The following is a 23,543-nucleotide window of genomic DNA, read 5'->3' on the forward strand; positions in this document are numbered from 1 at the left end:
AGGGCGTGTCGCTGACTCCACGGTAACGCCGAGACCCGCCGGCGGCCCGCCGCTCAGACGCAATTGGTGCCAACCAGGCCCGGATCAGCAACATCGAGACGGGCCGCTTCGGGCTCAGCGAGCAGCGCATCCGAACCCTCGCCCACAACTACGACTGCACCGACGAGCCCTTGATTGAGGCCCTCGTCGCCATGGCGGCCCACCGCGAACGCGGCTGGTGGGAGGAGTACCGGGACACCCTCCCGCCCCGTTTCCTCGACGTCGCGGAGATGGAGCACCATGCCACCGCGCTGCACGTGGCCCAGGTCATCAACATCCCGGGCCTGCTCCAAACCCCGGAGCACGCCCGCACCCTCTTCCGCCAGGTGGTCCCGGCCCTACGCCCGCACGAGATCGAGTACCGCATCTCCCACCGAATCAAGCGGCAGGCCATCCTCTACCGCGAGCAGCCACCGTCGTACACCGCGATCATCCACGAGGCCGCCCTGCGCATGCGGTTCGGCGGCCCCGAGGTGGCCCAGGCCCAGCTGAACCACCTCATCAAGGTGAGCGACCAGCCCCACATCACCCTTCGGGTCATCCCCTTCGACGGAACGGTCTTCCCCACCGTCGGCCACGGACTGGACTACGCATACGGCCCGGTTCCCGCCCTCGACACGGCTCAACTCGACGCCGCCCACGGCAGCGAACTCATCGACTCTCCAGCACAGTTGACCAAGTACCGACTGGTACTGGACCGCATGGAGAAGGTCACCCTGGAGCCAGATGACTCCCGCGACCTCATCCACCGCATCGCCCACGCCACCTGAAGGACCACCGTGACCGAACTGAACTGGCAGAAGTCCACCTACAGCGAGGAAGCCTCCTCCTGCGTCTACCTCGCCGCCACCCGCACCGGCACGATCCTCCTCCGCGAAAGCGACGAACCGCAGACCATCCTCACCACCGGAACACCCCAGCTCGCCGCCCTGATATCCACCCTTTGCACCCTCCCTGGCACCTCACACCAGCCGCCGTCGGCATAAGCCGAAGGCACATTCACCCATACGACTGAACCCACCCCATCTCGGGTCGGCCTGGGCAACACCCAGACCCGCGCATTCTGGAGGCACCTGATGAGCACGCGCACGAGCCGCTTCCCCGGCAGCGGCACCATCATCGAGGAATCCCGCAACAAGGGCATCACCGAGGGCGAGGCCAAGGGCCGTGCCGAGGACATCCTCCGCATCCTCGACGTTCGCGACATCGAGGTTCCCGAATCCGACCGCGAGCGCATCACCACCTGCACCGACCTGGACACCCTCGGCACCTGGTTCGACCGCGCTCTCACGGCCACCAGCACGGAGGAGCTGTTCGCAGAGGCATAACCAGCCATCGCGGCACAAGGGCCTCATTCAGTTCGACCTACGCGAGGCCCTTCGTCCATGCGCGCACGCCCTCACCGCAAGGAGGGCGACGGATGCGGACAACCGTCCCCGCCGCACGTCCTGAAGCTACGGGGCGCCATGGCCATCCGGCAGCCCCGCTCGTCGCACACCGACGGGGCTGCCGACGCCGCCACCCGGGTGTCCGACTACGGAGGCTGCGCGAGCGCGCGGACCTGTCCCCCACTCAGGCCGCCACACTGGTCGGCGCCACACAGTTGTGAAGCTGTTGCACTCCTCGGCTGCCTTCGCGGCCTCCTTCGCGGCCTTGTGACCCTTCTGCCAGTCCTTGAAGCCCGCCCACAGCTTCTTGCCCAGCCCGACAATGCGCTTGCCCAGGGCGTAAGCCTTGTCGGCCCGATACCAGTACTTCGACACCAGCTTGCCGACCGGACCACCGCCGATGAGCGACGTGACGACGTTCGCTGCGGTCGCGCCACAGGCACCGAGACTGCCCGTCGTGAAACAGTCCAGCGCGTCCGTGATACCCAGTTCGTCGGCGATGATCTTGCCGAGTTCCTTGGCGATGGCGATCGCGCGCTGCTTGGCCGCCTCCTCCTTCGCACGGGCTTCGTCCGCCTTCTGCTGAGCGGGCGTGTACGTCGCGCCGTAGTCGGGGGTATCAGCTATCGCCCCCGAGTGCTTCTTCGGCCCTTGCCCGCACTCGTCCCAGCCGCCCACGTGGGCACCCCCGAGGGCGCCCGGGCCGCCACGCACTACACCACCAAGCCGCACGGCAACTTCACCCTCGACATCGGCGAGCAGAAGCACGAGGTGCTGCCTCATCTCGGCCTCGGGGCGATCCGCTGGGACGCCAGTGCCCCCACCGAGCTGCTGATCACTGGACAGTGCACGCTCGGCGCCTACCCGCGTGATGCCTTGGTTGTCCCCCTCACCAGCGACCAGGGGGAGACCGCAGCCTTCCCCGCCGCGCAGACTCAGCACGCCGACGCCTTCACCGTCCGCGTGCCTGTCCCCGCCCTGTCCGCAGGCGTATGGGGCGGTGAACTCCGCGTCGGAGAATGGTCCGTACCCCTCCCTGCGCTACCGCAGAAACTGATCCCGGCCAAATGGCGTCGCCGGGGCCTCCCTTGGTACGCGAAGGCGCTGCCCAGCAGCGGCAGGCCCGGCAGCGGCGACGAGCGCTTCGCGCTCCAGGTCTCGAAGACCGACCTCGTCAAAGCGGTTGTGGGCCGGCCGGCCACTTCCGCACTGTCGTGGGGCACACACCAGGTCAAGTCGGGCGCCCCTTATAAGGACTTGACGTTCCCTTGACCGGAGCCTCATAGTCCCCTCACATCAAGACCATCAAAGGAAAAACCTGAATATGAAGAGATCCACGCTGTCGCGCACCGGCACCGCAGTGGTTGCGTCCGTTTTCTCGCTCGCCCTCGCGACCGGCTGCTCCGACAGTGGGTCGGGGGACGGGGACAAGGCCGGCGGCTCCGGGAAGCCGACGGCTGCCGCGAAGGCCCTGACCGACACTGAGTTGACGGAGCGGATCCTCGCGACGGGTGACGTCGACGGGTACAAGGTCGAGCCGGCCAACGAGGCCGGGGCGTTCGCCAAGTCCAAGGACGACGTGACGGTCGTAGCGGAGAAGTGCGCGCCGCTCGCGTACGTTCTCACCGGATTCGCGCCCGGCGACGAGGCCGCGTACGTCAACCGTATGGTCTCCAAGGAGGTTGGTGCCTCGCCCAGCGCGTCCTCGGACAAGGGCCTGGAGGACATGACGGACGCGGAGCTCGAGGAGGCGATGAAGGACCTCACCGACGTCCTCGGGCAGACGATGACGATCGTCTCGCTCTCCTCTTACGAGGGTGACGGCGCCCAGAAGACGATGGCGTCCGTGTCCGACGCGATCAAGGGATGCGGCAGCGGCTTCAAGGCCACCGCGAACGGCGAGCCCCAGAAGTTCACCAAGGTCGCGGAGGAGAAGGCATCCGGGACGGGTGACGAGTCGCTGGCCTTCGCTGTGACCGGGGACGCGGAGGGCCAGGAGGTCGTCGTGCATGCCGAGGTCGTACGCCACGGCAGCACGATCGCCACGTACTACGCCTTCAGCCTGGCCGCCTTCTCCGGCGAGGGTGGTGCCGGCGACTACGACGTTCCCGCCGAGATCATCAAGGGCCAGGCCGCCAAGCTCGCCTGAGGCATCGCCATCGGGCAGGGTCTCAGAGCTTGTTGATGTCCAGGTTCGCGATCGCGGCCTTGGCGACTTCACGGCCCCGGGCCGTGAAGTCGCCCTTGCCCGGGTAGCTGATCGAGAGCTTGTACATGTCGCCCGCGGAGGACTTGTAGTAGAAGATCTTCAGCTCGCGGGGGCGGGGGTTCTGGCTGTCGGTGGTCGTGTAGATCACCGTGTTCTCGGCGGACTCCTTGCCGCGGTATGTCGTATTCCCCTCGGGCGTCGTCTCCGGGCCCTCGGGCATGCTCAGGTTGTACGAACCGCTGTCCTTGAACTCGCCGTCGTCGGCGTACATCTCGGCCCTCGCCGAGTCCTTGATCTGCTTGCTCGTGTCCTCGGACTTCTTGGCGAGGTTCAGCCCGATCCAGATGCTGCCGCTCCAGTCGGTGTACGTGACCCAGTTCTTGTCCAGGTCGTCCGCGTCCGGCTTGCCCACCTGATAGTCCGCCGGCACGGCGAGCGTCGCGCCCAGAGCCTTCTGCTCCCGCGTCTTCCAGCCGTCCGGCAGCGGCCCCGCGAACGGGTCCGCGATCACCAGGTACGCCGCCACCGCAGCCGCGACGACCGCCGCACCGAGGCCGATCAGTGTCTTGCGGCCCACGCGGATGCCCTTGCCGCCCGGCCCCGCGATCTGCACGACCTGCGTCGGCGCCTGGGCGGGCGGCTGCGCGGCCTCCTCCAGGAGGCGGCGGACCTGGGCCGCGCCGGGCCGGCGGGACGGCTCCTTGTCCAGCAGGCCGTTGATGACCTGCGCGAGCGGGCCGCTCGCCGAAGCGGGCGGCGTGGGCGTGGAGTTGAGGACCGACTGGAGCGTGGCGGGGGTGTTGCTGCGGCGGAAGGGGGAGACGCCCTCCGTGGCCGCGTAGAGCAGCACGCCGAGCGACCAGAGGTCGGAGGCCGGGCCGGGGCGCTGGCCCAGCACCCGTTCCGGGGCGATGTATTCGGGTGAGCCGACGAAGCCGCCGGTGTCCGTCAGGTTCGTCTCGCCCTCGATCTGGGCGATGCCGAAGTCGGTGAGCACAATGCGGTCGTGGCGGCCGAGGAGGACGTTGTCGGGCTTCACGTCGCGGTGCAGGATGCCCGCGGCGTGCGCGGCCTCCAGCGCGCCGAGGACCTCCAGGCCGACACGCGCGGACTCGCGGACGCCGAGGGTGCCCTCCTGGAGGGCGTCGCCCAGGGAGCGGCCCTGCACCAACTCCATGACGATCCACGGCTGTCCGTCCACGACGGCGACGTCGTGGACGTTCACGACCCCCGGGTGGTCGAGCCGCGCCGCCGCGCGCGCCTCGCGGCGCATCCGCTCGAAGGCGTTGGCGCGCTCACGCTCGGGAAGGTGATCCGGAACGCGCGGCTCCTTGACCGCGACCTCACGGTCCACCGTCTCGTCCTTGGCCCGCCAGACCGTGCCCATACCGCCATGGCCGAGCTTGGAGAGAAGCCGGTAACGGCCCCCGATCAGCCGTCCGGCGCCGGGGTCCTGCGCCTGTTGCTCGGGTACGACCTGGGTGGGTTCCGGGACGACCTGGGTGGGTGAGGCATAGGGATTGCCCGGGTACGGGACGCCCGGCTGCTGTGCGGGCGCACCCGACTGCCGTGCGGGCGCACCCGGCTGCTGTACCGGCACGCCCGGCTGTTGTCCGGGCCCACCCGGCCGTGGCGGTTGCAGACCGAAACTCGTTGGCTCGTTGGACCCGTAAGGGGCTCCCCCGTTGTTGCTCATGGGTTCATGTCTATCGCGGCAAGCGCTTCGGCTTCCAGCCCGATCGGCCTCCGGTCACAGACCCGTGACGCTCAGCATCCCTTATTTCCTGTTTACGGTGCTCCCGTTTGCTGCGCGCCCGTTCACGGCGCTTCCGTTGACCGCATTTCCGTTGACGGCAGTCCCGTTGACGGCGGCGGCCTTCACGCCGCCACGAACGTGTCCACCGCCACGTCGAAGTACTCCTTCGCCTCCGTCACCTTGCCGACCGGCGCCGAGACCCACACGTCGTACATCCGCCCGCCCTCCTCCCAGCAGAGGTCATACGTGTGCCGCGCGCCCTCGGCCTCGGTGAAGCCGTTCCAGGTGAACTCCCAGAGTGCGGCGGGCTGTCCGTCGTGCGTGGTCTGGGTGACCGTGCCGTCGCGGTAGCCCGGGTTCGTGGAGGGTCCCTTGGCGGCCGCCCGCCGCATCACCCCGAGCGGGCCGCCCGTCTCGGGGTCGCTCACCTTGATGCCGAGGCGGACGGTCTGCCCCGGTGACAGGTAGAAGACCCGCTCCCCCTGCGGATCCCGGGTGAAGTCGTCGGGTACGGCGAGCGAGAAGCCGTACGGATCCCGTGCGAGGCGGTAACCCGAGGGCACCGCGCGGGCGGTGGAGGCCGGCGTCTCCTGCCGGGTCACCGTGACGGTGGGCGCGGGGGTCGCGGGCGGGCGCGAAGGTGAGCCGGACTCCGTACGCGACGGACTCGTACTCGGCGTACGAGGCGAACTGGAGGTGGGTGGTGTGCCGCCGCCGTTCCCACCGTCGTTCAGCAGCAGCGCCGCCGCCGACACCCCCGCCCCGGCCATCGCGGCGACCAGCGCGGCGGCGACGAGGATGCCCCGGGTGGAGGGCCGCGGCGGACGGTCCGCGGCGGCGACGGGAGGTGGTGGCGGGGCTGGCGAGGGCGCGGGCCTCGACTTCGGTACGTCCCGCTGCGTGGGCGTGTACGGTGCGGCGGTCCGGCGCGGCGTACGCCCCGTGTCCAGGAAGGCGCGCAGCATCCACTCCGCCTCCGCCGCGTCGAGCCGCCGTTCTGGATCGCGCTCCAACAGCCCCCGTACGACCGGCAGCAGCGGCGCTGCCTGGGCGGGCGGGCGTATCTCGTCGACGACGACCGCGTGCAGGATGCCGCCCAACGAGTCGCGGCGGAAGGGCGACTCGCCGCTCAGGACCGTGCACAGCAGCGCGCCGAGCGACCACAGGTCGGACTCCGGGCCTGTCCTGGTCCCGGACATCCGCTCGGGCGCGGTGTACTCGGGCGATCCGACGAACGCCCCGCTCTCGGTGAGCGTCGTCGCGCCCGCGACCTGCGCGATGCCGAAGTCGGTGAGGACGACGCGGTCGGTGCCCGCCTCCATCAGGACGTTGGCGGGCTTGAGGTCCCGGTGCAGGACACCCGCGTCGTGCGCGCGGCGCAGCGCGCCGAGGAGATCGATGCCGATGCGGGCGGCCTCGCGCGCGTCGACGGGACCGCGCGTGGAGATCCGCTCGGCGAGCGAACCTCCGTCGATCAACTCCATGACGATGTACGGGCGTTCGTCGTCCTCGACCACGTCGTGCACGACGATGATGTTCGGGTGCTGCAGCTGGGCGACGGCCCGGGCTTCCCGCAGGGTGCGGTCCCGTTGCTGCCGGGCCTCGTCCGCGGAGAGCGTGTCGTCGAGGACGAGTTCCTTCACCGCGACCTGGCGGCCGAGCAGTTGGTCGGTGGCGCGCCATACGACGCCCATTCCGCCCCGCCCGATCCTGGCCTCCAGCCGGTAACGGCCGGCGATCACACGGACGTTCTCCCCCTCGGTCCCCATGGGCCCCATCATGAGCCCATCATGCCGCACCGGTCCGGAACCCTCCGTGACGGCAACCGGCCTAGTTGTGGTTACTGAGCCGTGGGACGCCAGCCGCGCAGGACCGCGTCGAACTGCCGGCGCGTGGTGTCCCAGTCCGCCGCCGGTGCGGACATGTAGATCGCGTACTCGACCCCGTCGCGGGCGAGATAGGTCTGCTCGATGGCGCGGCGCGGCCCCGGGAACGGCGTCTGCTTCGGCAGCGCGGTCCAGGTGAACTCCCAGAGGGCCCCGGGGCAGTCCCGGAAGGTGTTGGACTGCAGGCTCACCCGGTTGTATGCGCTCAGCTTCCTCAACTGCTGCTCCAGGTCGAGCTGGTGCATGTACGGGTCGTCGAAGTCGGGCGAGTCGTCCACGGCGATGCGGACGAAGTGCTTGCCGCCGTCGGGTGTGTAGTCGACCTGGGTGCCATTGGCCTCCCGCTGCCAGCGCTTGCTGGGCAGGGCGAGACTGAAGCCCTCTTCGTCGTCCACGCGTACCCAGCCGTCGGGGACGGCACCGGCATCGGTCGGCTGCCCGCTGTTCCCGTCCTTCCCGTCCTTCCCGGAGGTCCCGGAGGTCCCGGGAGTCGCGGGGGTCCCACCCGTGGCGCCGGCCGAGGCGCCGGCCGAGGCGCCGGCATCCTTCCGCCAGTCGTCCGCGTACCGCATGGCCACGGCGCCGCCGACGCCGACCAGCGCGGCCATGACGACGACCAGGGCGATGGTGCGACCGCGGCGCCGCCTTCTGGGAGCGGCCTGCGCGGGCACGGGTTGGTGCAGGGTCGCACCCTGCACAAGTGGTGCGGATCTCCGTGCCGCGCCCTGTGCGGTCGCCCCCTGGCGCCCACCCGCGTCAAGATCCACCCGTTGCGTCGGCACATGTTGCGTCGGCACATACGCCTGCGCCGCCCTCGGCATCCGCCCCTCCGCCGCCTCGGCGAGCATCTGCTCGGCCTCCTGCGCACTGGGACGTACGGCGGGATCCTTGCGCAGCAGCGCGGTGATGACCGGCTCCAGCGGACCGGCGTGCTCCGGCGGCGGGGGTTCTTCGTCGACCACGGCCTGCATGGTGGTCAGCGGCGAGGTGCGCCGGAACGGCGATCTCCCCTCCACCGCCGTGTACAGCGTCGCGCCGAGGGCCCACAGGTCGGAGGCGGGCCCGGGGTCGTGGCCGCGCACCCGCTCGGGCGCGAGGTAGTCCACGGAACCGACGATCTCGCCGGTGCGCGTGATGGTCGTGTCGCCCTCGACCTGGGCGATCCCGAAGTCGGTGAGCAGCCCGCGCCGGTCGGAGGACAGGAGTACGTTCCCGGGCTTCACGTCGCGGTGCAGCACACCGGCGGCGTGCGCGGCCCCCAGCGCGCGCAGCACCCACAGGCCGATGCGCGCCGCCTCGGCCGGTTCCACGCGCCCCCGCTCCTTGACCTCGTCGGCCAGCGAGTTGCCCTCGACCAACTCCATGACGATCCAGGGCCGGTTGTCGTGCTCAAGGACGTCGTGCACGGTGACGACGGCAGAGTGGTTGATCCGGGCGGCGGCCCGCGCCTCGGCGTGGGTACGGGCGAGCAGCGGGGCCAGATCGCCCTCGGTGACGTACAGCGCGGCGGTCAACTCCTTGACCGCGACGGCGCGATGCAGCACCTCGTCGTGCGCGCGCCACACCCGGCCCATGCCACCACTGCCGATGATGTCGACAAGCCGGTAGCGGCCCGCGAGGAGCAGGCCCTGCATCTGATTCACGTTTCCCCGCAATGGTCTTGACAGCGGTCAGACTAAAGAGCGGCCCCCCGCGCAGGGAACAGGCAGGCGCCTACGGAGACCGCACTGTGACGGTTATCCCTTCCGCGTACGAGAGGGAACCATCCGGTGTTCACCGCCTTGCGGCCCCGTGACGGGCTCAGCCGGCGACCTGATACGTCGCCGACGCCTGCTCGTACAGCCGTGTCACCTCGTCCCGTTCGGCCTCCGGGCCGCGCAGCTGCACCACGTGGTACCGCCCGCCGATGAGGATCGCGAGGTTGCGTACGTACAGCGAGCGCCCTGCCGAGTCCTGCCAGGTGAACTGCCCCTCGGCCATCGTCCGTCCGCCCACGTCGATCCGCCGCATCCCACTGGACGTGGCCCAGGTCGAGTCCCGGAACGGCTGCAACTCACGCTCGCTCTCCCGCTGGTACGTCATCGGGTCGCCGCCGTACGTCGACGTGCTGTCCCGGCCGGGTACCACGATGAGCTCGAAGTCTCCCTGGGAGTACACGACTTGGCCGCTGCCGTTCTTCGGCGTACGGTCCCAGCCGTCGGCCACCGCGACGCTGAAGCCCTCGGGGTCCTTGCGGAGCTTGAACCCCTGGGCGACATCGGCGTTGCCGGACGACTGCGACTCGGTCGAACTGGCCGCATCCGAGGGGCTCTTGTCGGCGCCGGGAGACGTCTGGTCGGGCCGTGGCTCGCTGCTCGCCTTACCGTCCCCGCCGGTGTCGGGGGCGGGGCTGACGTCTCCGGCGGCACCGGTCCGGTCACCGTCCGTGCCGCTGGTACTGCCGCTGCCGCCGCTGCTGGTCGGCTCGGCCTTCGGCATGAAGACCATGGCGTACGCGATCCCCGCGGCCAGCAGAAGCAGCACCAGCAGGAGCAGATTCCGGCCCAGACGGCGGGGCTTGGCCGGCCTGTCCTTCCTGGAACGCTTGTGGCGGGCGTGCGGACTGGTCGCGGGCAGCCCGGCGCGGCGCCTGCGGACGAGCTCGCCGCGGCGCCGTACGATCGGCAGCCGCCTCGGGTCGACGGGGGGCGTCGCGACGACATGCGTCCCGGCCTCGGGCTCCGGCGCGGACCGCACGAGGGAACGCAGCCAGCCGCGCAGCTCCTCGAAGTCGAGCCGCTCGGTGGGGTCCTGGCGCAGCAGCGACTCCACGACGGGCCTGAGCGGTCCGCACTCCTCGGCGAACGCGGGCGGCTCCGCGCACACCAACTGCACCAGTTCGGCGGTGTTCTCCTCCGGGTAGGGCGCGTGCCCCTGCACGGCGCGGAAGAGCAGCGCGCCCAGCGCCCAGAGGTCGGTGGCGGGCCCGATCGGCGCCGCCAACTGCCAGTTCTCGTGCACCGGCCCGGCCTGCTCCGGCGCCCATCGCTCGGTCACCGGCCCGACCACGGCCATCCGCGCCTGCCGGGCCCGCTCGGCGGCGAGCGCGGTGGCCGGACCCCGGCGCGGCGACGACGCCCCCGCGACCAGCTCGTTCCAATGGCCGGTCCGGCCCTGGGTGCCGTCGGGGGTTCGGGTGTGGTCCTGGGCGCCGACGGCCGTCGAGGGTCCGGGACCGCCGTGCTCGGCGGCGGACCACTGCCCCGGCGCGAGCGCGGGGGTACCGGTGCCGGTGCGCGCCGCGCTGTTCGGGCCGGCGGCGGGGAGCGCCGCGCGTCCTTGAGCGGTGCCACCGTCGATGGCACCGGAGTCGATGCCGGGATGGGTGCCGGTGCCGGGGCCTGTGCCCGTGCGCGGCTGGGCGCCATGCCAGGTGCTGCCGTTACCGGCCCGGACGCCGTACGGGTCGGCTATCTGACCGGGGGGTGTGGCTTGGCCGGGAAGCAGGGGAGCGCCGCCGCCCTGGCCGAGGGGCTGGGACGTGCTGTGCCCCGGGGCGTGGGCATGGGACCGGGGCTGGGGCTGGGGCTGGGGCTGGGGTGACGATGCGTCGGCTTGGCCGGCGCGTTCGGCAAGCTCCGCTTGATCGGCTTGAGCCGAAGGCCGAGCCGCGGGCAACGCGACCTGGCTGCCCCGCTGTTCTTCCTGCACGCGGGCGGCGGCGCGCGCTCCGGCGCGGTACGCGGCGATGGCCCCGGCGCGCGCGGCCCGTATGTCGCCACCGGCGCCCCCCGCTTGGGCCGCCCCTTCCGCTCCCCCCGCTTCGAGCGCACGTGGGCCCGCGCCACCCGCGGCACTCCCCGTGGGCGTCCCCGGAACCGGCGCCCCCCGCTCCGCCCGAGCCTCGATCGCGGCCCGCCGAGCGGCCTCGGGGTCGGACCCGGCCGCCGACGCCGCCACAGCGACACCCGGCGTACGCCCACCGCCGAACCCGGACCCGCGGGGCGCACCTGGCGCACCGGTCCCGGCACCCCGCGGAACACCCCCGCCGGCGCCGGGCGAACCCCCGCCCCCCGCCTGCCCGGCGCGACCACCGGACCCGGCACCTCCGGCAACCCCTGACTCAGCAGCCCGAGTCCCGGAATCGTCCCGATCCGGTATCGGGTCGTACCCGCACAGCGCCTCCTCCGCGGCCCCGGCCGCCAGGCCGGTGAGCATCACGCGGCCGTCGTCGCAGACGAGCACCGTGCGCACGGTGATGTTCCGGTGCACCCACCCGTGCGCGTGCAGCACGCGCAGCGCGGTGAGGACGTCGGAGGCGACCTCGGCGGCCCGGTAGGGGCTCAGCGGCTTCTCGGCGAGCAGCGCGGCCAGCGGCCTCGCGGGCACCAACTCGCTGACTATCCACAGCGACCCGCCCTCGGCGAACACGTCGAAGACCTGGTCGAGCCGGGGGTGGTCAGGGATCTGCGCGGCGGCCTGTGCGGCCTCGATCGCCCGTCGCACGGCCGGTTCGGTGGGCCGGCGCGTGGTTCGCGCGGACGCCCGCCGCACCCCGCCGTCCCGGGCCACGAACCCCTCGGGCAAGCCATCCGCGTCGAGCACCTCGGCCTCGACGACCTCCGGCAACGGCACCTGCCGTACCAGGACTTCCTGCCCGCTGTACGTGTCGAAGGCACGGGTCTCGGCGAGTTCGTACTCGTCCGCCGGCGGCAGCGGCAGGCGGTAGCGGTCGGCGAGTACCCGTCCCGCATAGTCGTCCACGATGCCTCCCCCGGCCGATCGGCTGGTCAATTCCGTTCGCCTTGTGTGCCGTTACGGCTTCGTACTGTCCGCAACCACTCACGATACGTGCCGGAAGCAAGCCGCAAAGTGGGGATGGGAGATCTCAAGGCCCCCATCCGTGGCGGAACGTCACATCGGCGAGCGGTACGTCACGACTTCGGCTGGAACGTCTTGGTCAGCGTCTTCCACGTGTCCTTGCGCAGCCCACCGTCCCAGTCAGACGCTTTGGCCGTGTACATCAGCGCGTACCCCTGATGCGCGTTGACGACGAACCCGCGGTCGATCGACCGGTACTTCGTGCCTCCGTCCGCATAAGTGAACTCCCAGTCGGCCGTGTTCCAGCCGCGGTAGTCCACTTGCTCGATGCGCACCCGCTGGTACTGCGAGCGCGTCATGTACCGCTCCTGGTTCTTCCAGTCCGCGACCGGGTCGTCCTTGGGCGTCGTCGTCCAGCCGACCAGAAGCTTCTGCCCGTCGGGACCGGTGAACCGGGCTCCCGCGCTGTCCGTCGACTGGTACTTCCACCCCTTCGGCAGCCCGATCGAGAACCCCTGACCGCTCTTGTACGTCGACACGGCGGTGCTGCCCGACTCCTTGCCGCCGCTGCCCGCACCGCCCGACGCGCTCGCACTCGGCGTCGCGCCCGACGTGGCGTTCGCGGTCCCCTCCGGGTCGGAACCCGCGGAGGCGCCCGTCTTGTCACCACCGTCGGTGTGAGTGCCGCCGCTGTTCTTGCTGCCGCTGCTCGCGGTCGCCCCGCTGGACACGGCCGCCTTGGTGTCGCCGCTCTTGCCGTCCTTCGCCCCGTCGCCGTCCCCGCCGCCAAGCGTCAGCGCCAGCACCGTTCCGAGCACGGCCAGCGCCACGATCACCGCGACGATCACCAACGTCCGCCGCGGCACCACATCCGTCAACGACGCCCGAGGCGCGGGCCGCGGCGGCCTATCGGGAGCCACCGGCCACCCGGATCCCGAGCCGGACTTGCCGGACGCCGCGGAGGAACCGGACGCCGAGGGCGACGCGGACGCGGCAGGCGACACAGCAGTGGACGCACCCGCGGATGCCGCCCCCTCGTCACCCGCCGGCCCGGAGGCCTCCGTACCGGCCCCGGCCGCCGCCGCGGCCTTCCGCACGGAACGCAGCGCCCCGCGCAAACGATCCGCCGCCTCCTCGCCCCGCTTGGCCCCGGCGCCGCCCGAACTCCCCGCGCCCGGACCCTCATCGGGCACCGGCGGCCACGCCACGACCTTCGTCGCGTCCGACGGCTCCGGCACCGTCTCCTTGGGCTCGGAGGCGTACAGCACGTCGCTGAGCATCGCCCGCGCGCCGGCGTCGTCGAGCCGCTGCCCGGGGTCCTTGGCGAGGAGCCCGTAGATCACGTTCTCCAGTGGCCCCGCGTTCTTCGGCTGCTCCACCGGCTCGGTCATCACCGCGGTGAGCGTCGCGATCGCGGAACCCTTGTCGTACGGAGGCACGCCCTCCACCGACGCGTACAGCAGACCGCCCAGCGACCACAGGTCGGCCGCTGGTCCGGGCTTGTGACCGCGCGCCCGCTCCGGCGAGATGTACGAGGGCGCGCCGACGAGCATGCCGGTCGAGGTGATGGACGGGTCGCCCTCGACCTGCGCGATACCGAAGTCGGTCAGCACGACCCGGCCGTCCTCGGAGATCAGCACGTTGGACGGCTTCACGTCCCGGTGCAGGATGCCCTCGCGGTGCGCGGAACGCAGCACGTCGAGAATCGCCAGGCCCACTTCCGCGGCACGCTTCGGCGTGAGCAGGCCGTCCTCACGGATGACCTCGGCGAGAGACTTGCCCTCGATGAGCTCCATCACGATCCACGGCCGGTTGTCCTCGTCGACCACGTCGAAGACCGTCACCGCGCCGTTGTTGCGGATCCGCGCGATCGCCTTGGCCTCACGCAGCGTGCGCGTGATCAGCCGTCGCTTCTCGTCCTCGTCGATGCTCGACGGGAACCGCAGCTCCTTGACCGCGACCGTACGGCCCAGGGTCTCGTCCTCGGCCCGCCACACCGTGCCCATGCCACCGCGGCCGAGAACGTCTCCCAGCCGGTACCGCCCGGCGAGGAGACGTTCGCTCTTGTCCTGACGGGATGCTCCCGCCCGCTCCGCCTCCGACATGCGTCCCCTCATGCAACCCGCCCCGACAGAGCCTCCATTGTCTCTCACCCGGCAAGCGCTCCACGCCCAGGGGGCCCCTCGGACGCCGACCCGCTCGGTGACCGCGACACCTCTCACACCGGGACCACCCGAAGCCCGCCACAGCGACATCCCGCATGATGGGCCGCGACAAGGAAGGACCGCCGATGCCAGCGCGCAGGACACCTCGGACACTTCTGGCCATTCCCGTGCTCCTGGCGCTGCTCTGCCTAGTCCCGACCGGCTTGCCGGACGTGACCCGGGCCGCCTCCCAAGACCCCGCGGCCTCGACCTCGGCCCCTGCCCCAGTCCCGGCTCCCGCCCCTGCCCCTCCCGAAGACACCGCTGCGGCCAAGGACGCGAACCCGGGCAGGGAAGCGACCCCGGGCAAGGACGCCAACCCCGCCGAAGACGCGCCCCCGGCCAAGAACGCCACCCCGCCCAAGGGCGCGGCCTCTGCCCAGAACGCCACCCCGGCCGAAGACGCTGACCTCGCCCTCCTCGTCACCCGTGGCAAGGCCCCCGCCGCCGCCCTGCTGGCCCGCGACGACTCCGGCTCACGCTTCGTCGGCGCCGGTCACGGAATGGCCCGATCCGACCACTTCCGCGCGGGCAGCATCACCAAGACGTTCATCGCGACGCTGGTCCTGCAGCTCGCCGCCGAACGCCGGCTGTCCCTGTCCGACTCCGTGGACGATCACCTCCCCGGTCTGGTGCGCGGCGCGGGCAACGACGGCCGCCGCCTGACCCTGCGCGCCCTGCTCACCCACACCAGCGGCCTCTACGACTTCACCGCGGACACCAAGGGCACCGTCCCCGTCAGCCCGCTTCAGGCCGTACGCATCGCACTCACCCACCCCCCGGCCGACCGCGGCCACTTCGCCTACTCGAACACCAACTACGTACTGCTCGGCATGGTCGTCGAGCAGATCACCGGCCACTCGTACGCCGCCGAGGCCGAGCGCCGCATCATCACTCCTCTCCGGCTGACCGGCACCTCCTTCCCCGGTGCCCGCTCCTCGCTGCCCTTGCCGCACGGTCGCGCGTACACCGCAGACGGCTCGGACGTCACCGAACTCGACCCGCGCGTGGCCGGCGCCGCGGGTGAGCTGGTCAGCACGCTCGCCGACCTGAACCGCTTCTACCGGGCCCTGCTGGACGGCGACCTGCTGCTCCCACGCGTGCTGCACGAGATGCTCAACACCCGTGCCGCACATGGCTCGTACGGCATGGGCCTGTTCCCCGTGAAGCTGCCGTGCGGCACCACGGTGTGGGGGCACAACGGCCGTATCTCCGGCAGCTACGTGCGCACCGCGGCCACCGTCGACGGTCGTCGTGTCCTCACCTTCCGGGTGAACACGGACGGGATCGCAGACCCGAAACTCGAACCCGCCCTGCTCGCCGCCGAGTTCTGCCCCCGCACCTCGTAGAACGGACGGGCTCCGAGCGGAGATCCCAGATCACGACACTCGTTCGAGTGACATCAGCCCACAGGCCCAGCCCACAGGCCACAGAGCTCCGCTCAAAGCTTTCAAAGCGGCACGATGTCCGGCGCCCCCAGCCGCGCCGCGTCCGCCGTCAGGTCGTCCGGCTGGCGCTGGGACTCCCGCTCGGCCTCGACCCGCTTGTCGTAGTGCTCCACCTCGCGCTCGATCTGGTCCTTGTCCCAGCCCAGGACCGGCGCCATCAGCTCGGCCGCCTCGCGGGCGCAGCGCGTGCCCCGGTCGAAGGTCTCGATCGATATGCGGGTGCGCCGGGTCAGCACGTCGTCCAGATGCCGGGCGCCCTCGTGCGAGGCGGCGTAGACGATCTCGGCCCGGAGGTAGTCCTCGGCGGCTGCCAGGGGCTCGCCCAGGGACGGGTTCTCGGCGATGAGGTCGAGGAGTTCCTCGGCGAGCGACCCGTACCGGTTCAGCAGGTGCTCCACACGCGCCACATGGAGTCCGGTGCGCTGGGCGATCCGCGCTCGCGCGTTCCACAGCGCCCGGTATCCCTCGGCGCCCAGGAGCGGAATGTCCTCGGTGACGCAGTCGGCGACCCGCTGGTCGAGGCCGTGCACCGCCTCGTCCACCGCGTCCTTGGCCATCACCCGGTACGTCGTGTACTTGCCGCCGGCCACGACCACGAGCCCCGGCACCGGATGGGCCACCGTGTGCTCACGCGACAGCTTGCTGGTGGCGTCCGACTCGCCGGCCAGCAGCGGCCGCAGCCCCGCGTACACACCCTCTACGTCGTCGCGGGTCAGCGGCACCGAGAGCACCGAGTTCACATGCTCCAGCAGATAGTCGATGTCCGCGCTGGACGCCGCCGGGTGGGCCTTGTCGAGGTCCCAGCCGGTGTCGGTGGTGCCGATGATCCAGTGGCGCCCCCACGGGATGACGAACAGCACGGACTTCTCGGTACGCAGGATCAGGCCTGTGGAGGAGTTGATCCGGTCCTTCGGCACGACCAGGTGTATGCCCTTGGACGCCCGTACGTGGAACTGTCCCCGCTCCCCCACCATCGCCTGGGTGTCGTCGGTCCACACGCCCGTGGCGTTGACGACCTGTTTGGCGCGGATCTCGTACTCCCCGCCCCCTTCGACGTCCTGCACCCTGGCACCGACGACGCGTTCACCCTCGCGCAGGAAGCTGGTCACGCGCGCGCGGTTGGCGACCTTCGCGCCGTACGCCGCCGCCGTGCGCACCAGCGTGGTCACGTAGCGGGCGTCGTCCATCTGCGCGTCGTAGTACTGCAGGGCGCCGACCAGCGCGTCCTTCTTCAAGGCGGGGGCGACGCGCAGGGCTTGGCGGCGGCTCAGATGACGATGCGTCGGCAGTCCGCGGCCGTGGCCGCGCACCATCGACATCGCGTCGTAGAGCGCGACGCCCGAGCCCGCGTACCACCGCTCCCAGCCCTTGTGCTGGAGCGGGTAGAGGAACGGGACGGGCTTCACGAGGTGCGGTGCGAGCCGTTCGAGGAGCAGTCCGCGCTCCTTCAGGGCCTCGCGCACCAGCGCGAAGTCGAGCATCTCCAGATAGCGCAGGCCACCGTGGATCAGCTTGCTGGATCTGCTCGACGTGCCCGACGCCCAGTCACGCGCCTCGACCAGGCCCGTGGACAGGCCTCGTGTCACGGCGTCGAGCGCCGTGCCCGCGCCGACCACTCCCGCGCCGATGACCAGCACATCCAGCTCGTGCTCGGCCATGGCCGCCAGTGACTCGGCGCGCTCCGCCGGCCCCAGTGTCGCTGTCCTCACCGCTGCCTCCCGCTGTCCGTCGGGCTGGCGTCACCTTCCGCGACGCCCGGCTCACATCCCCCACGTCCAAAGTCTGACCGTCTTGCCCGCCTTCGGCCACCGGCCGTCCGCAGCCTGTGGACAACTCTCGGCGACGCGCAAGGAATCGCAGTCGAACAATCCAGCAAATCGGTCATATTTACTCCTAGTGTGACAGTGCGCTCGCCCGACCTGTCCACAGGGCTTGCGCACCTGTCCCGCTTCGGTTACTGGGAAGGACGGCCCACTCCATGCCCGCAGATCTCGCCGTCATCGGACTCGGACATCTCGGCCTGCCGCTGGCCCAGGCCGCCGTCGCCGCCGGCATCCCCACGCTCGGCTACAAGACGGGTCCGGAAGGCGGCTCCCTGACCCCCGCCGAACTGCGCCGGATGCTCTCGGGGGGCTTCCGGCCGGCCACCAACCCCGCGGAACTCGGCCGCGTACGCACCGCGGTCATCTGCGCGCCGACTCCGCGGGGCGCGGACGGCGGTCTCGATCTGGGTCAGGTGGAGGCGGCCGCCCGCACCCTTGCCGCGCAGCTGCGCCCGCACACCACGGTGATCCTGGAATCGCCCGTACATCCCGGCACCACGGAGGAATTCCTCCGCCCGCTCCTCGAAGAGGGCTCCGGGCTGCGCGTGGGGCGCGATTTCCACCTCGCGTACTCGCCCAGCCGGTTCGATCCCGGCAACCGCGACTTCGCCCCCGCCAACACGCCGAAGGTCATCGGCGGTCTGACCCCCGCCTGCACCGAGTCGGCCGCCGCCTTCTACGGGCGCCTCACCGACAAGGTCGTACGCGCGCGTGGACCACGCGAAGCGGAAACGGTGCAGCTCCTGGAGACCAACTTCCGGCACGTCAACATCGCCCTCGTCAACGAGATGGCCGTGCTCTGCCACGACCTGGGCGTCGACCTGTGGGACGTCATCCGGTGCGCCGAGACCAAGCCGTTCGGCTTCCAGGCGTTCCGGCCGGGCCCCGGTGTGGGCGGCCACGGCATCCCCCAGGATCTGACCGGCCACACGGGCCGCTCCCTCCGGATGGTCGAGCTGGCCCAGCAGGTCAACAGCCACATGCCGCAGTACGTCATCCAGCGCGCCGCCACCCTCCTCAACGAGCACGGCAAATCGGCCCGCGCCGCGCGCGTGCTGCTCCTCGGCGTCACCTACAAGCCCGATCTCGCCGACCAGGAGGGCTCTCCCGCCCACGAGATCGCGCTGCGCCTGATGGAACTCGGGGCGTCCGTCAGCTACCACGACCCACACGTCCCGGCGTGGAGCGTCCTCGGGCGCCCGGTCCCGCGCGCCGACTCCTTCTACGAGGCCGCGGCCGACGCCGACCTCACGATCCTGCTCCAGCAGCACCGCACGTACGACCTGCAAGGACTCTCCGTGAAGGCCCAACTCCTGCTGGACACACGGGGAGCGACCCCGACCGGGGCGGCGCACCGGCTCTGACCTCCGAAAACTTGACGCGCTTGGTCACTCGCGCCTGCTAATGTGCGGCAGCTCCCGCACACAAGTGCGCCCGTGACCCGGGCGCCGACAGATGTGCGCTCACGTCCCTGGCGCACACCACAGGTGCGCTAACTTCCCTGGGGGGAACCACATGAGTCAGTCGACTCCGCCACCGTCCGGCAACCCGTACGCCGACCAGCCCGGCCAGCCGCAGCAGGGCGTGCCCCAGCCCGGCTTCCCGACGGCCCCGGTCGCCCCGGCCGCTCCGGTGCGCGACAGCCTCGGGCTCGGCCTCGCGGCCGCCTTCGGTGCCGCCGTGGTCACGGCGGGCGTCTACGGCGCCATCATCGGTCTCACCAAGCACGAGATCGGCTGGGCCGCCGTCGGCGTCGGCTTCCTGATCGGCCTCGCCGCGGGCCGCGTCGGCGGCCGCAACCCGATCCTGCCGATCGTCAGCGTGGTCCTGTCGGCCGCCTCGGTCTACTTCGGCCAGCTGATCGGCGAGGCCATGATCGGCGCCAAGGAACTGGGCGTCGGCTTCAGCGAGGTCTTCTTCGACAACTTCGGCCTGGTCCAGGAAGCCTGGAAGGCCGACTCCGACCCGCTGACCTTCGTCTTCTTCGCGATCGCGGCGTACGTGGCGTTCACGAGCGCCCGCAAGGCCGGTCAGTAGCCGGAAAACCGGCGTACGAAAGGGCCCGTCCATCGCGCGGTGGACGGGCCCTTCGCCGCAAGGGCGCTAGGGACTAGCGCTTGTGCTGGGAGTCCGCGACCGTCACCTCGACGCGCTGGAACTCCTTGAGCTCGCTGTAGCCGGTGGTGGCCATGGCGCGGCGGAGGGCGCCGAAGAAGTTCATGGAGCCGTCGGGGGTGTGCGAGGGGCCCGTGAGGACCTCCTCGATGGTGCCGACGGTGCCGAGGTCGACCTTCTTGCCGCGCGGCAGCTCCTCGTTGACGGCCTCCATGCCCCAGTGGTGGCCCTTTCCGGGCGCGTCCGTGGCGCGGGCCAGCGGGGAGCCCATCATCACCGAGTCGGCGCCGCAGGCGATCGCCTTGGGCAGGTCGCCGGACCAGCCGACGCCGCCGTCCGCGATCACGTGCACGTACCGGCCGCCGGACTCGTCCATGTAGTCGCGGCGGGCCGCGGCGACGTCCGCCACCGCCGTGGCCATCGGGACCTGGATGCCCAGGACGTTGCGCGTGGTGTGCGCGGCGCCGCCGCCGAAGCCGACGAGGACACCGGCCGCGCCCGTGCGCATCAGGTGCAGGGCGGCGGTGTACGTGGCGCAGCCGCCGACGATCACCGGGACGTCCAGCTCGTAGATGAACTGCTTCAGGTTCAGCGGCTCGGAGGCACCCGAGACGTGCTCCGCCGACACCGTCGTACCGCGGATGACGAAGATGTCCACGCCCGCGTCCACGACGGCCTTGGAGAACTGCGCCGTGCGCTGCGGGGACAGCGCGGCGGCGGTGACGACGCCGGAGTCGCGGACCTCCTTGATGCGCTGCCCGATCAGCTCCTCCTTGATGGGAGCCGCGTAGATCTCCTGGAGGCGGCGGGTCGCGGTGGCCGCGTCCAGCTCGGCGATCTCGTCGAGCAGCGGCTGCGGGTCCTCGTACCTCGTCCACAGGCCTTCGAGGTTCAGTACGCCCAGGCCGCCCAGCTCGCCGATGCGGATCGCGGTGGCCGGGGAGACGACCGAGTCCATCGGGGCCGCCAGGAAGGGCAGCTCGAAGCGGTAGGCGTCGATCTGCCAGGCGATCGAGACCTCCTTGGGGTCCCGCGTACGGCGACTCGGGACGACGGCGATGTCGTCGAAGGCGTACGCCCGGCGGCCGCGCTTGCCGCGCCCGATCTCGATCTCAGTCACGTGTGTGGCCTTTCCTCTTCGCTTCTGCGCCTCCCAGTATCCCCGACGGGTACGACAAGGGCGGCCCCGGAGGTTCATCCGGAGCCGCCCTTGTACAGCTTCACACGCGCGTGTGTACGGCTTCACGCGCGCGTGGAGGTCACTTACGGCTGTAGTTCGGCGCCTCGACCGTCATCTGGATGTCGTGCGGGTGGCTCTCCTTGAGCCCCGCCGAGGTGATGCGGACGAACCGGCCGCGCTCCTGCAGCTCGGGAATGGTGCGGCCGCCGACGTAGAACATCGACTGGCGCAGACCGCCGACCAGCTGGTGGACGACCGCGGAGAGCGGGCCGCGGTAGGGCACCTGGCCCTCGATGCCCTCGGGCACGAGCTTCTCGTCGGAGGCGACGCCCTCCTGGAAGTAGCGGTCCTTGGAGAAGGAACGCTGCTCACCACGGGACTGCATGGCGCCCAGGGAGCCCATGCCGCGGTACGACTTGAACTGCTTGCCGTTGATGAACATCAGCTCACCCGGCGACTCCTCGCAGCCCGCGAGCAGCGAGCCGAGCATCACCGTGTCGGCGCCGGCGACCAGGGCCTTCGCGATGTCCCCGGAGTACTGCAGGCCACCGTCGCCGATGACCGGGACACCGGCCTCCTTGGCGGCGAGCGACGCTTCGTAGATGGCCGTTACCTGCGGTACGCCGATGCCGGCGACCACCCGGGTCGTACAGATGGAGCCGGGCCCGACGCCGACCTTGATGCCGTCCACGCCCGCGTCGATGAGCGCCTGAGCGCCCTCACGCGTGGCGATGTTGCCGCCGATGACGTCGACGCCGGACGAATTCGACTTGATCTTGGCGACCATGTCGCCGACCATGCGGGAGTGGCCGTGCGCGGTGTCGACGACGATGAAGTCGACGCCCACCTCGATGAGGGCCTGGGCGCGCTCGAAGGCGTCACCGGCCACACCGACGGCCGCGCCGACGAGGAGGCGGCCCTCGGCGTCCTTCGCGGCGTTCGGGTACTTCTCGGCCTTCACGAAGTCCTTGACCGTGATGAGGCCCTTGAGGACGCCCGCGTCGTCGACCAGCGGAAGCTTCTCGATCTTGTGGCGGCGCAGCAGTTCCATCGCGTCGTTGCCGGAGATGCCGACCTTGCCGGTGACCAGCGGCATCGGCGTCATCACCTCGCGCACCTGGCGCGAACGGTCGGTCTCGAAGGCCATGTCACGGTTGGTGACGATGCCGAGCAGCTTGCCGCCGCCGTCGGTGACCGGCACGCCGGAGATGCGGAACTTAGCGCAGATCGCGTCGGCCTCGGCGAGCGTCGCGTCCGGGTGCACCGTGATCGGGTCGGTCACCATGCCGGACTCGGAGCGCTTCACCAGGTCGACCTGGTTGGCCTGGTCCTCGATGGACAGATTGCGGTGCAGTACGCCGACGCCGCCCTGGCGGGCCATCGCGATCGCCATCCGCGACTCGGTGACCTTGTCCATGGCGGCGGACAGCAGCGGGATGTTCACCCGTACGTTCTTCGAGATGTACGAGGCGGTGTCGATCTGGTCGGGCGCCATGTCCGACGCGCCCGGCAGCAGCAGCACGTCGTCGTAGGTCAGCCCGAGTGTCGCGAATTTGGCGGGCACTCCGTCGACGTTGGCAGTCATGACACCTTCCTCAAAGCCTTGATCGGTGCGGATCTCCATGCTAACGGGAAGCGCGGCTCACTCATTCCACGGTCGAGGGCGGGGATCGCCTTCGTACGTTCGTACGGAATGGGTGTTGGCGGTGTTCAGCTGTGGGCCGGGGCCCCAGCGGACGCCCGGGGAGAGCGGTGCCTGGCCGGCGTGCGCTCGGCACCGACGGACACCGCCGTGTGGCTTCTCGCCGTTACGGCGGAGAAGGGATCGCCGTCCCGGCGGAAAGCCCGGCCGAAGCGGAAGTCCCACCGAAGCGGAACCTGCCGGGCAGGGGCGGAACTACTGCTCCGCCAGTGCCCGCAAGCGGCTCAGCGCCCTGTGCTGGGCCACCCGTACGGCCCCTGGTGACATTCCCAACATCTGGCCTGTTTCCTCGGCCGTCAGGCCCACCGCGATGCGCAGCAGGAGCAGCTCGCGCTGGTTCTCGGGGAGGTTGGCCAGGAGTTTCTTGGCCCACTCGGCGTCGCTGCTGAGCAGGGCTCGCTCCTCGGGCCCGAGCGAATCGTCCGGGCGCTCGGGCATCTCGTCCGAGGGGACGGCCGTCGACCCGGGGTGGCGCATCGCGGCGCGCTGCAGATCGGCGACCTTGTGCGCGGCGATGGCGAAGACGAACGCCTCGAAGGGGCGCCCGGTGTCCTTGTAGCGCGGCAGCGCCAGAAGCACCGCGACGCAGACCTCCTGCGCGAGATCCTCCACGAAGTGCCGCGCGTCACCCGGAAGTCGCGACAGACGGGCACGGCAGTAGCGCAAGGCCAGAGGGTGAACGTGGGCGAGCAGGTCGTGTGTGGCCTGCTCGTCTCCGTCGACCGCGCGATGGACGAGCGCACCGATCCCCGTCGTCTCGTCGTCACGCATCGGTCCATGGTGCCTTGGCGTCGTCCGATCCGTGGCACCGCGTCCGTAGTTGTGCACCGAAGCGTTATGAGCAGGTGCGCCGGAACTCATCTCCTGCGCCCTCCCCTTCCGCTCGACCGACTCGTCCCCGAGAGACTCCACACCTCAAGGATGCGGCATCCGCGGCGAAACGAGCAGCAGGCACCCGGCGGGTCCCTTTGCCAACCCCGCCCACCATGAGGT

At 70.8% G+C, this 23,543-nt stretch carries 18 protein-coding genes; 8 read left to right on the forward strand and 10 right to left on the reverse strand.

Translation table 11 applies throughout. From position 1 onward, the window contains the following. Positions 1-170 precede the first annotated feature (170 nt). The 3 genes from C4B68_RS15810 (at position 171) to C4B68_RS15820 (ending at position 1,367) form a co-directional block, all read left to right on the forward strand. Positions 171-809, forward strand: coding sequence for a DUF5753 domain-containing protein (locus tag C4B68_RS15810; RefSeq protein WP_240634370.1), 639 nt, complete (start codon positions 171-173; stop codon positions 807-809). Positions 810-818: 9 nt separating this feature from the next. Next, entirely contained in the window at positions 819-1,025 is a 207-nt protein-coding gene (locus C4B68_RS15815; protein ID WP_099500679.1) for a DUF397 domain-containing protein, read from the forward strand. A 90-nt stretch (positions 1,026-1,115) separates the two neighbouring features. After that, positions 1,116-1,367: a hypothetical protein gene (locus C4B68_RS15820; RefSeq protein ID WP_180289206.1), complete on the forward strand. Its 252-nt coding sequence runs from the start codon at positions 1,116-1,118 to the stop codon at positions 1,365-1,367. Positions 1,368-1,493: 126 nt separating this feature from the next. Here C4B68_RS15820 and C4B68_RS43240 read toward each other — a convergent pair whose 3' ends face one another. Beyond that, positions 1,494-2,105, reverse strand: coding sequence for a hypothetical protein (locus C4B68_RS43240; protein WP_240634371.1), 612 nt, complete (start codon positions 2,103-2,105; stop codon positions 1,494-1,496). Here C4B68_RS43240 and C4B68_RS15830 point away from each other — a divergent pair. Together C4B68_RS15830 and C4B68_RS15835 are read left to right on the forward strand one after the other, a co-directional pair. Continuing rightward, positions 2,079-2,699, forward strand: a complete 621-nt coding sequence (locus C4B68_RS15830) for a hypothetical protein (RefSeq protein WP_104879984.1) — start codon at positions 2,079-2,081, stop codon at positions 2,697-2,699. The two genes, C4B68_RS43240 and C4B68_RS15830, sit on opposite strands and share 27 nt — an antisense overlap. A gap of 52 nt (positions 2,700-2,751) precedes the next feature. Continuing rightward, a complete protein-coding gene (locus tag C4B68_RS15835; protein WP_099500677.1) occupies positions 2,752-3,576 on the forward strand; it encodes a hypothetical protein in 825 nt (274 codons plus the stop codon). Between the two features lie 22 nt (positions 3,577-3,598). Here C4B68_RS15835 and C4B68_RS15840 read toward each other — a convergent pair whose 3' ends face one another. From C4B68_RS15840 to C4B68_RS15860, 5 genes are all read right to left on the reverse strand, one after another. After that, positions 3,599-5,332, reverse strand: a complete 1,734-nt coding sequence (locus C4B68_RS15840) for a serine/threonine-protein kinase (RefSeq protein ID WP_099500676.1) — start codon at positions 5,330-5,332, stop codon at positions 3,599-3,601. Between the two features lie 182 nt (positions 5,333-5,514). Next, positions 5,515-7,161: a serine/threonine-protein kinase gene (locus C4B68_RS15845; RefSeq protein ID WP_099500675.1), complete on the reverse strand. Its 1,647-nt coding sequence runs from the start codon at positions 7,159-7,161 to the stop codon at positions 5,515-5,517. 71 nt (positions 7,162-7,232) lie between these two features. Next, positions 7,233-8,912 carry a serine/threonine-protein kinase gene (locus C4B68_RS15850; RefSeq protein ID WP_099500674.1) on the reverse strand — a complete coding sequence of 560 codons (1,680 nt, stop codon included), beginning with the start codon at positions 8,910-8,912 and terminating at the stop codon, positions 7,233-7,235. 166 nt (positions 8,913-9,078) lie between these two features. Beyond that, the gene (locus tag C4B68_RS15855; RefSeq protein WP_099500673.1) at positions 9,079-12,021 is read right to left on the reverse strand and encodes a protein kinase; all 2,943 of its coding nucleotides are present in this window, start codon (positions 12,019-12,021) and stop codon (positions 9,079-9,081) included. A gap of 170 nt (positions 12,022-12,191) precedes the next feature. Next, positions 12,192-14,183 carry a serine/threonine-protein kinase gene (locus C4B68_RS15860; protein WP_099500672.1) on the reverse strand — a complete coding sequence of 664 codons (1,992 nt, stop codon included), beginning with the start codon at positions 14,181-14,183 and terminating at the stop codon, positions 12,192-12,194. Between the two features lie 185 nt (positions 14,184-14,368). Between C4B68_RS15860 and C4B68_RS15865 the strand changes: the two genes are divergently transcribed. After that, positions 14,369-15,631 carry a serine hydrolase domain-containing protein gene (locus tag C4B68_RS15865; RefSeq protein ID WP_099500671.1) on the forward strand — a complete coding sequence of 421 codons (1,263 nt, stop codon included), beginning with the start codon at positions 14,369-14,371 and terminating at the stop codon, positions 15,629-15,631. A 101-nt stretch (positions 15,632-15,732) separates the two neighbouring features. Here the strand turns inward: C4B68_RS15865 and C4B68_RS15870 are convergent, their stop codons facing one another. After that, the gene (locus C4B68_RS15870; protein WP_099500670.1) at positions 15,733-17,439 is read right to left on the reverse strand and encodes a glycerol-3-phosphate dehydrogenase/oxidase; all 1,707 of its coding nucleotides are present in this window, start codon (positions 17,437-17,439) and stop codon (positions 15,733-15,735) included. A gap of 269 nt (positions 17,440-17,708) precedes the next feature. Here C4B68_RS15870 and C4B68_RS15875 point away from each other — a divergent pair, with 269 nt between their 5' ends. Further along, positions 17,709-18,917, forward strand: a complete 1,209-nt coding sequence (locus tag C4B68_RS15875; protein WP_099500669.1) for a nucleotide sugar dehydrogenase — start codon at positions 17,709-17,711, stop codon at positions 18,915-18,917. A gap of 151 nt (positions 18,918-19,068) precedes the next feature. Further along, the gene (locus C4B68_RS15880) at positions 19,069-19,590 is read left to right on the forward strand and encodes a hypothetical protein (protein ID WP_099500668.1); all 522 of its coding nucleotides are present in this window, start codon (positions 19,069-19,071) and stop codon (positions 19,588-19,590) included. A 73-nt stretch (positions 19,591-19,663) separates the two neighbouring features. On the opposite strand, the gene C4B68_RS15885 is transcribed toward C4B68_RS15880, so the two are convergent. The 3 genes from C4B68_RS15885 to C4B68_RS15895 all read right to left on the reverse strand — a co-directional run bounded on the left by C4B68_RS15885 (position 19,664) and on the right by C4B68_RS15895 (position 23,321). Beyond that, positions 19,664-20,788 (reverse strand): GuaB3 family IMP dehydrogenase-related protein, encoded by a 1,125-nt coding sequence (locus C4B68_RS15885; RefSeq protein ID WP_099500667.1) that lies wholly within the window; start codon positions 20,786-20,788, stop codon positions 19,664-19,666. Between the two features lie 139 nt (positions 20,789-20,927). Continuing rightward, on the reverse strand, positions 20,928-22,433 hold the full coding sequence (gene guaB / locus C4B68_RS15890) for an IMP dehydrogenase (protein WP_099500778.1): 1,506 nt from the start codon (positions 22,431-22,433) through the stop codon (positions 20,928-20,930). A gap of 312 nt (positions 22,434-22,745) precedes the next feature. Continuing rightward, entirely contained in the window at positions 22,746-23,321 is a 576-nt protein-coding gene (locus C4B68_RS15895) for a sigma-70 family RNA polymerase sigma factor (protein WP_099500666.1), read from the reverse strand. Positions 23,322-23,543: the final 222 nt, after the last annotated feature.

The sequence above is a fragment of the Streptomyces dengpaensis genome (assembly GCF_002946835.1).
Classification (GTDB): Bacteria; Actinomycetota; Actinomycetes; order Streptomycetales; family Streptomycetaceae; genus Streptomyces; species Streptomyces dengpaensis.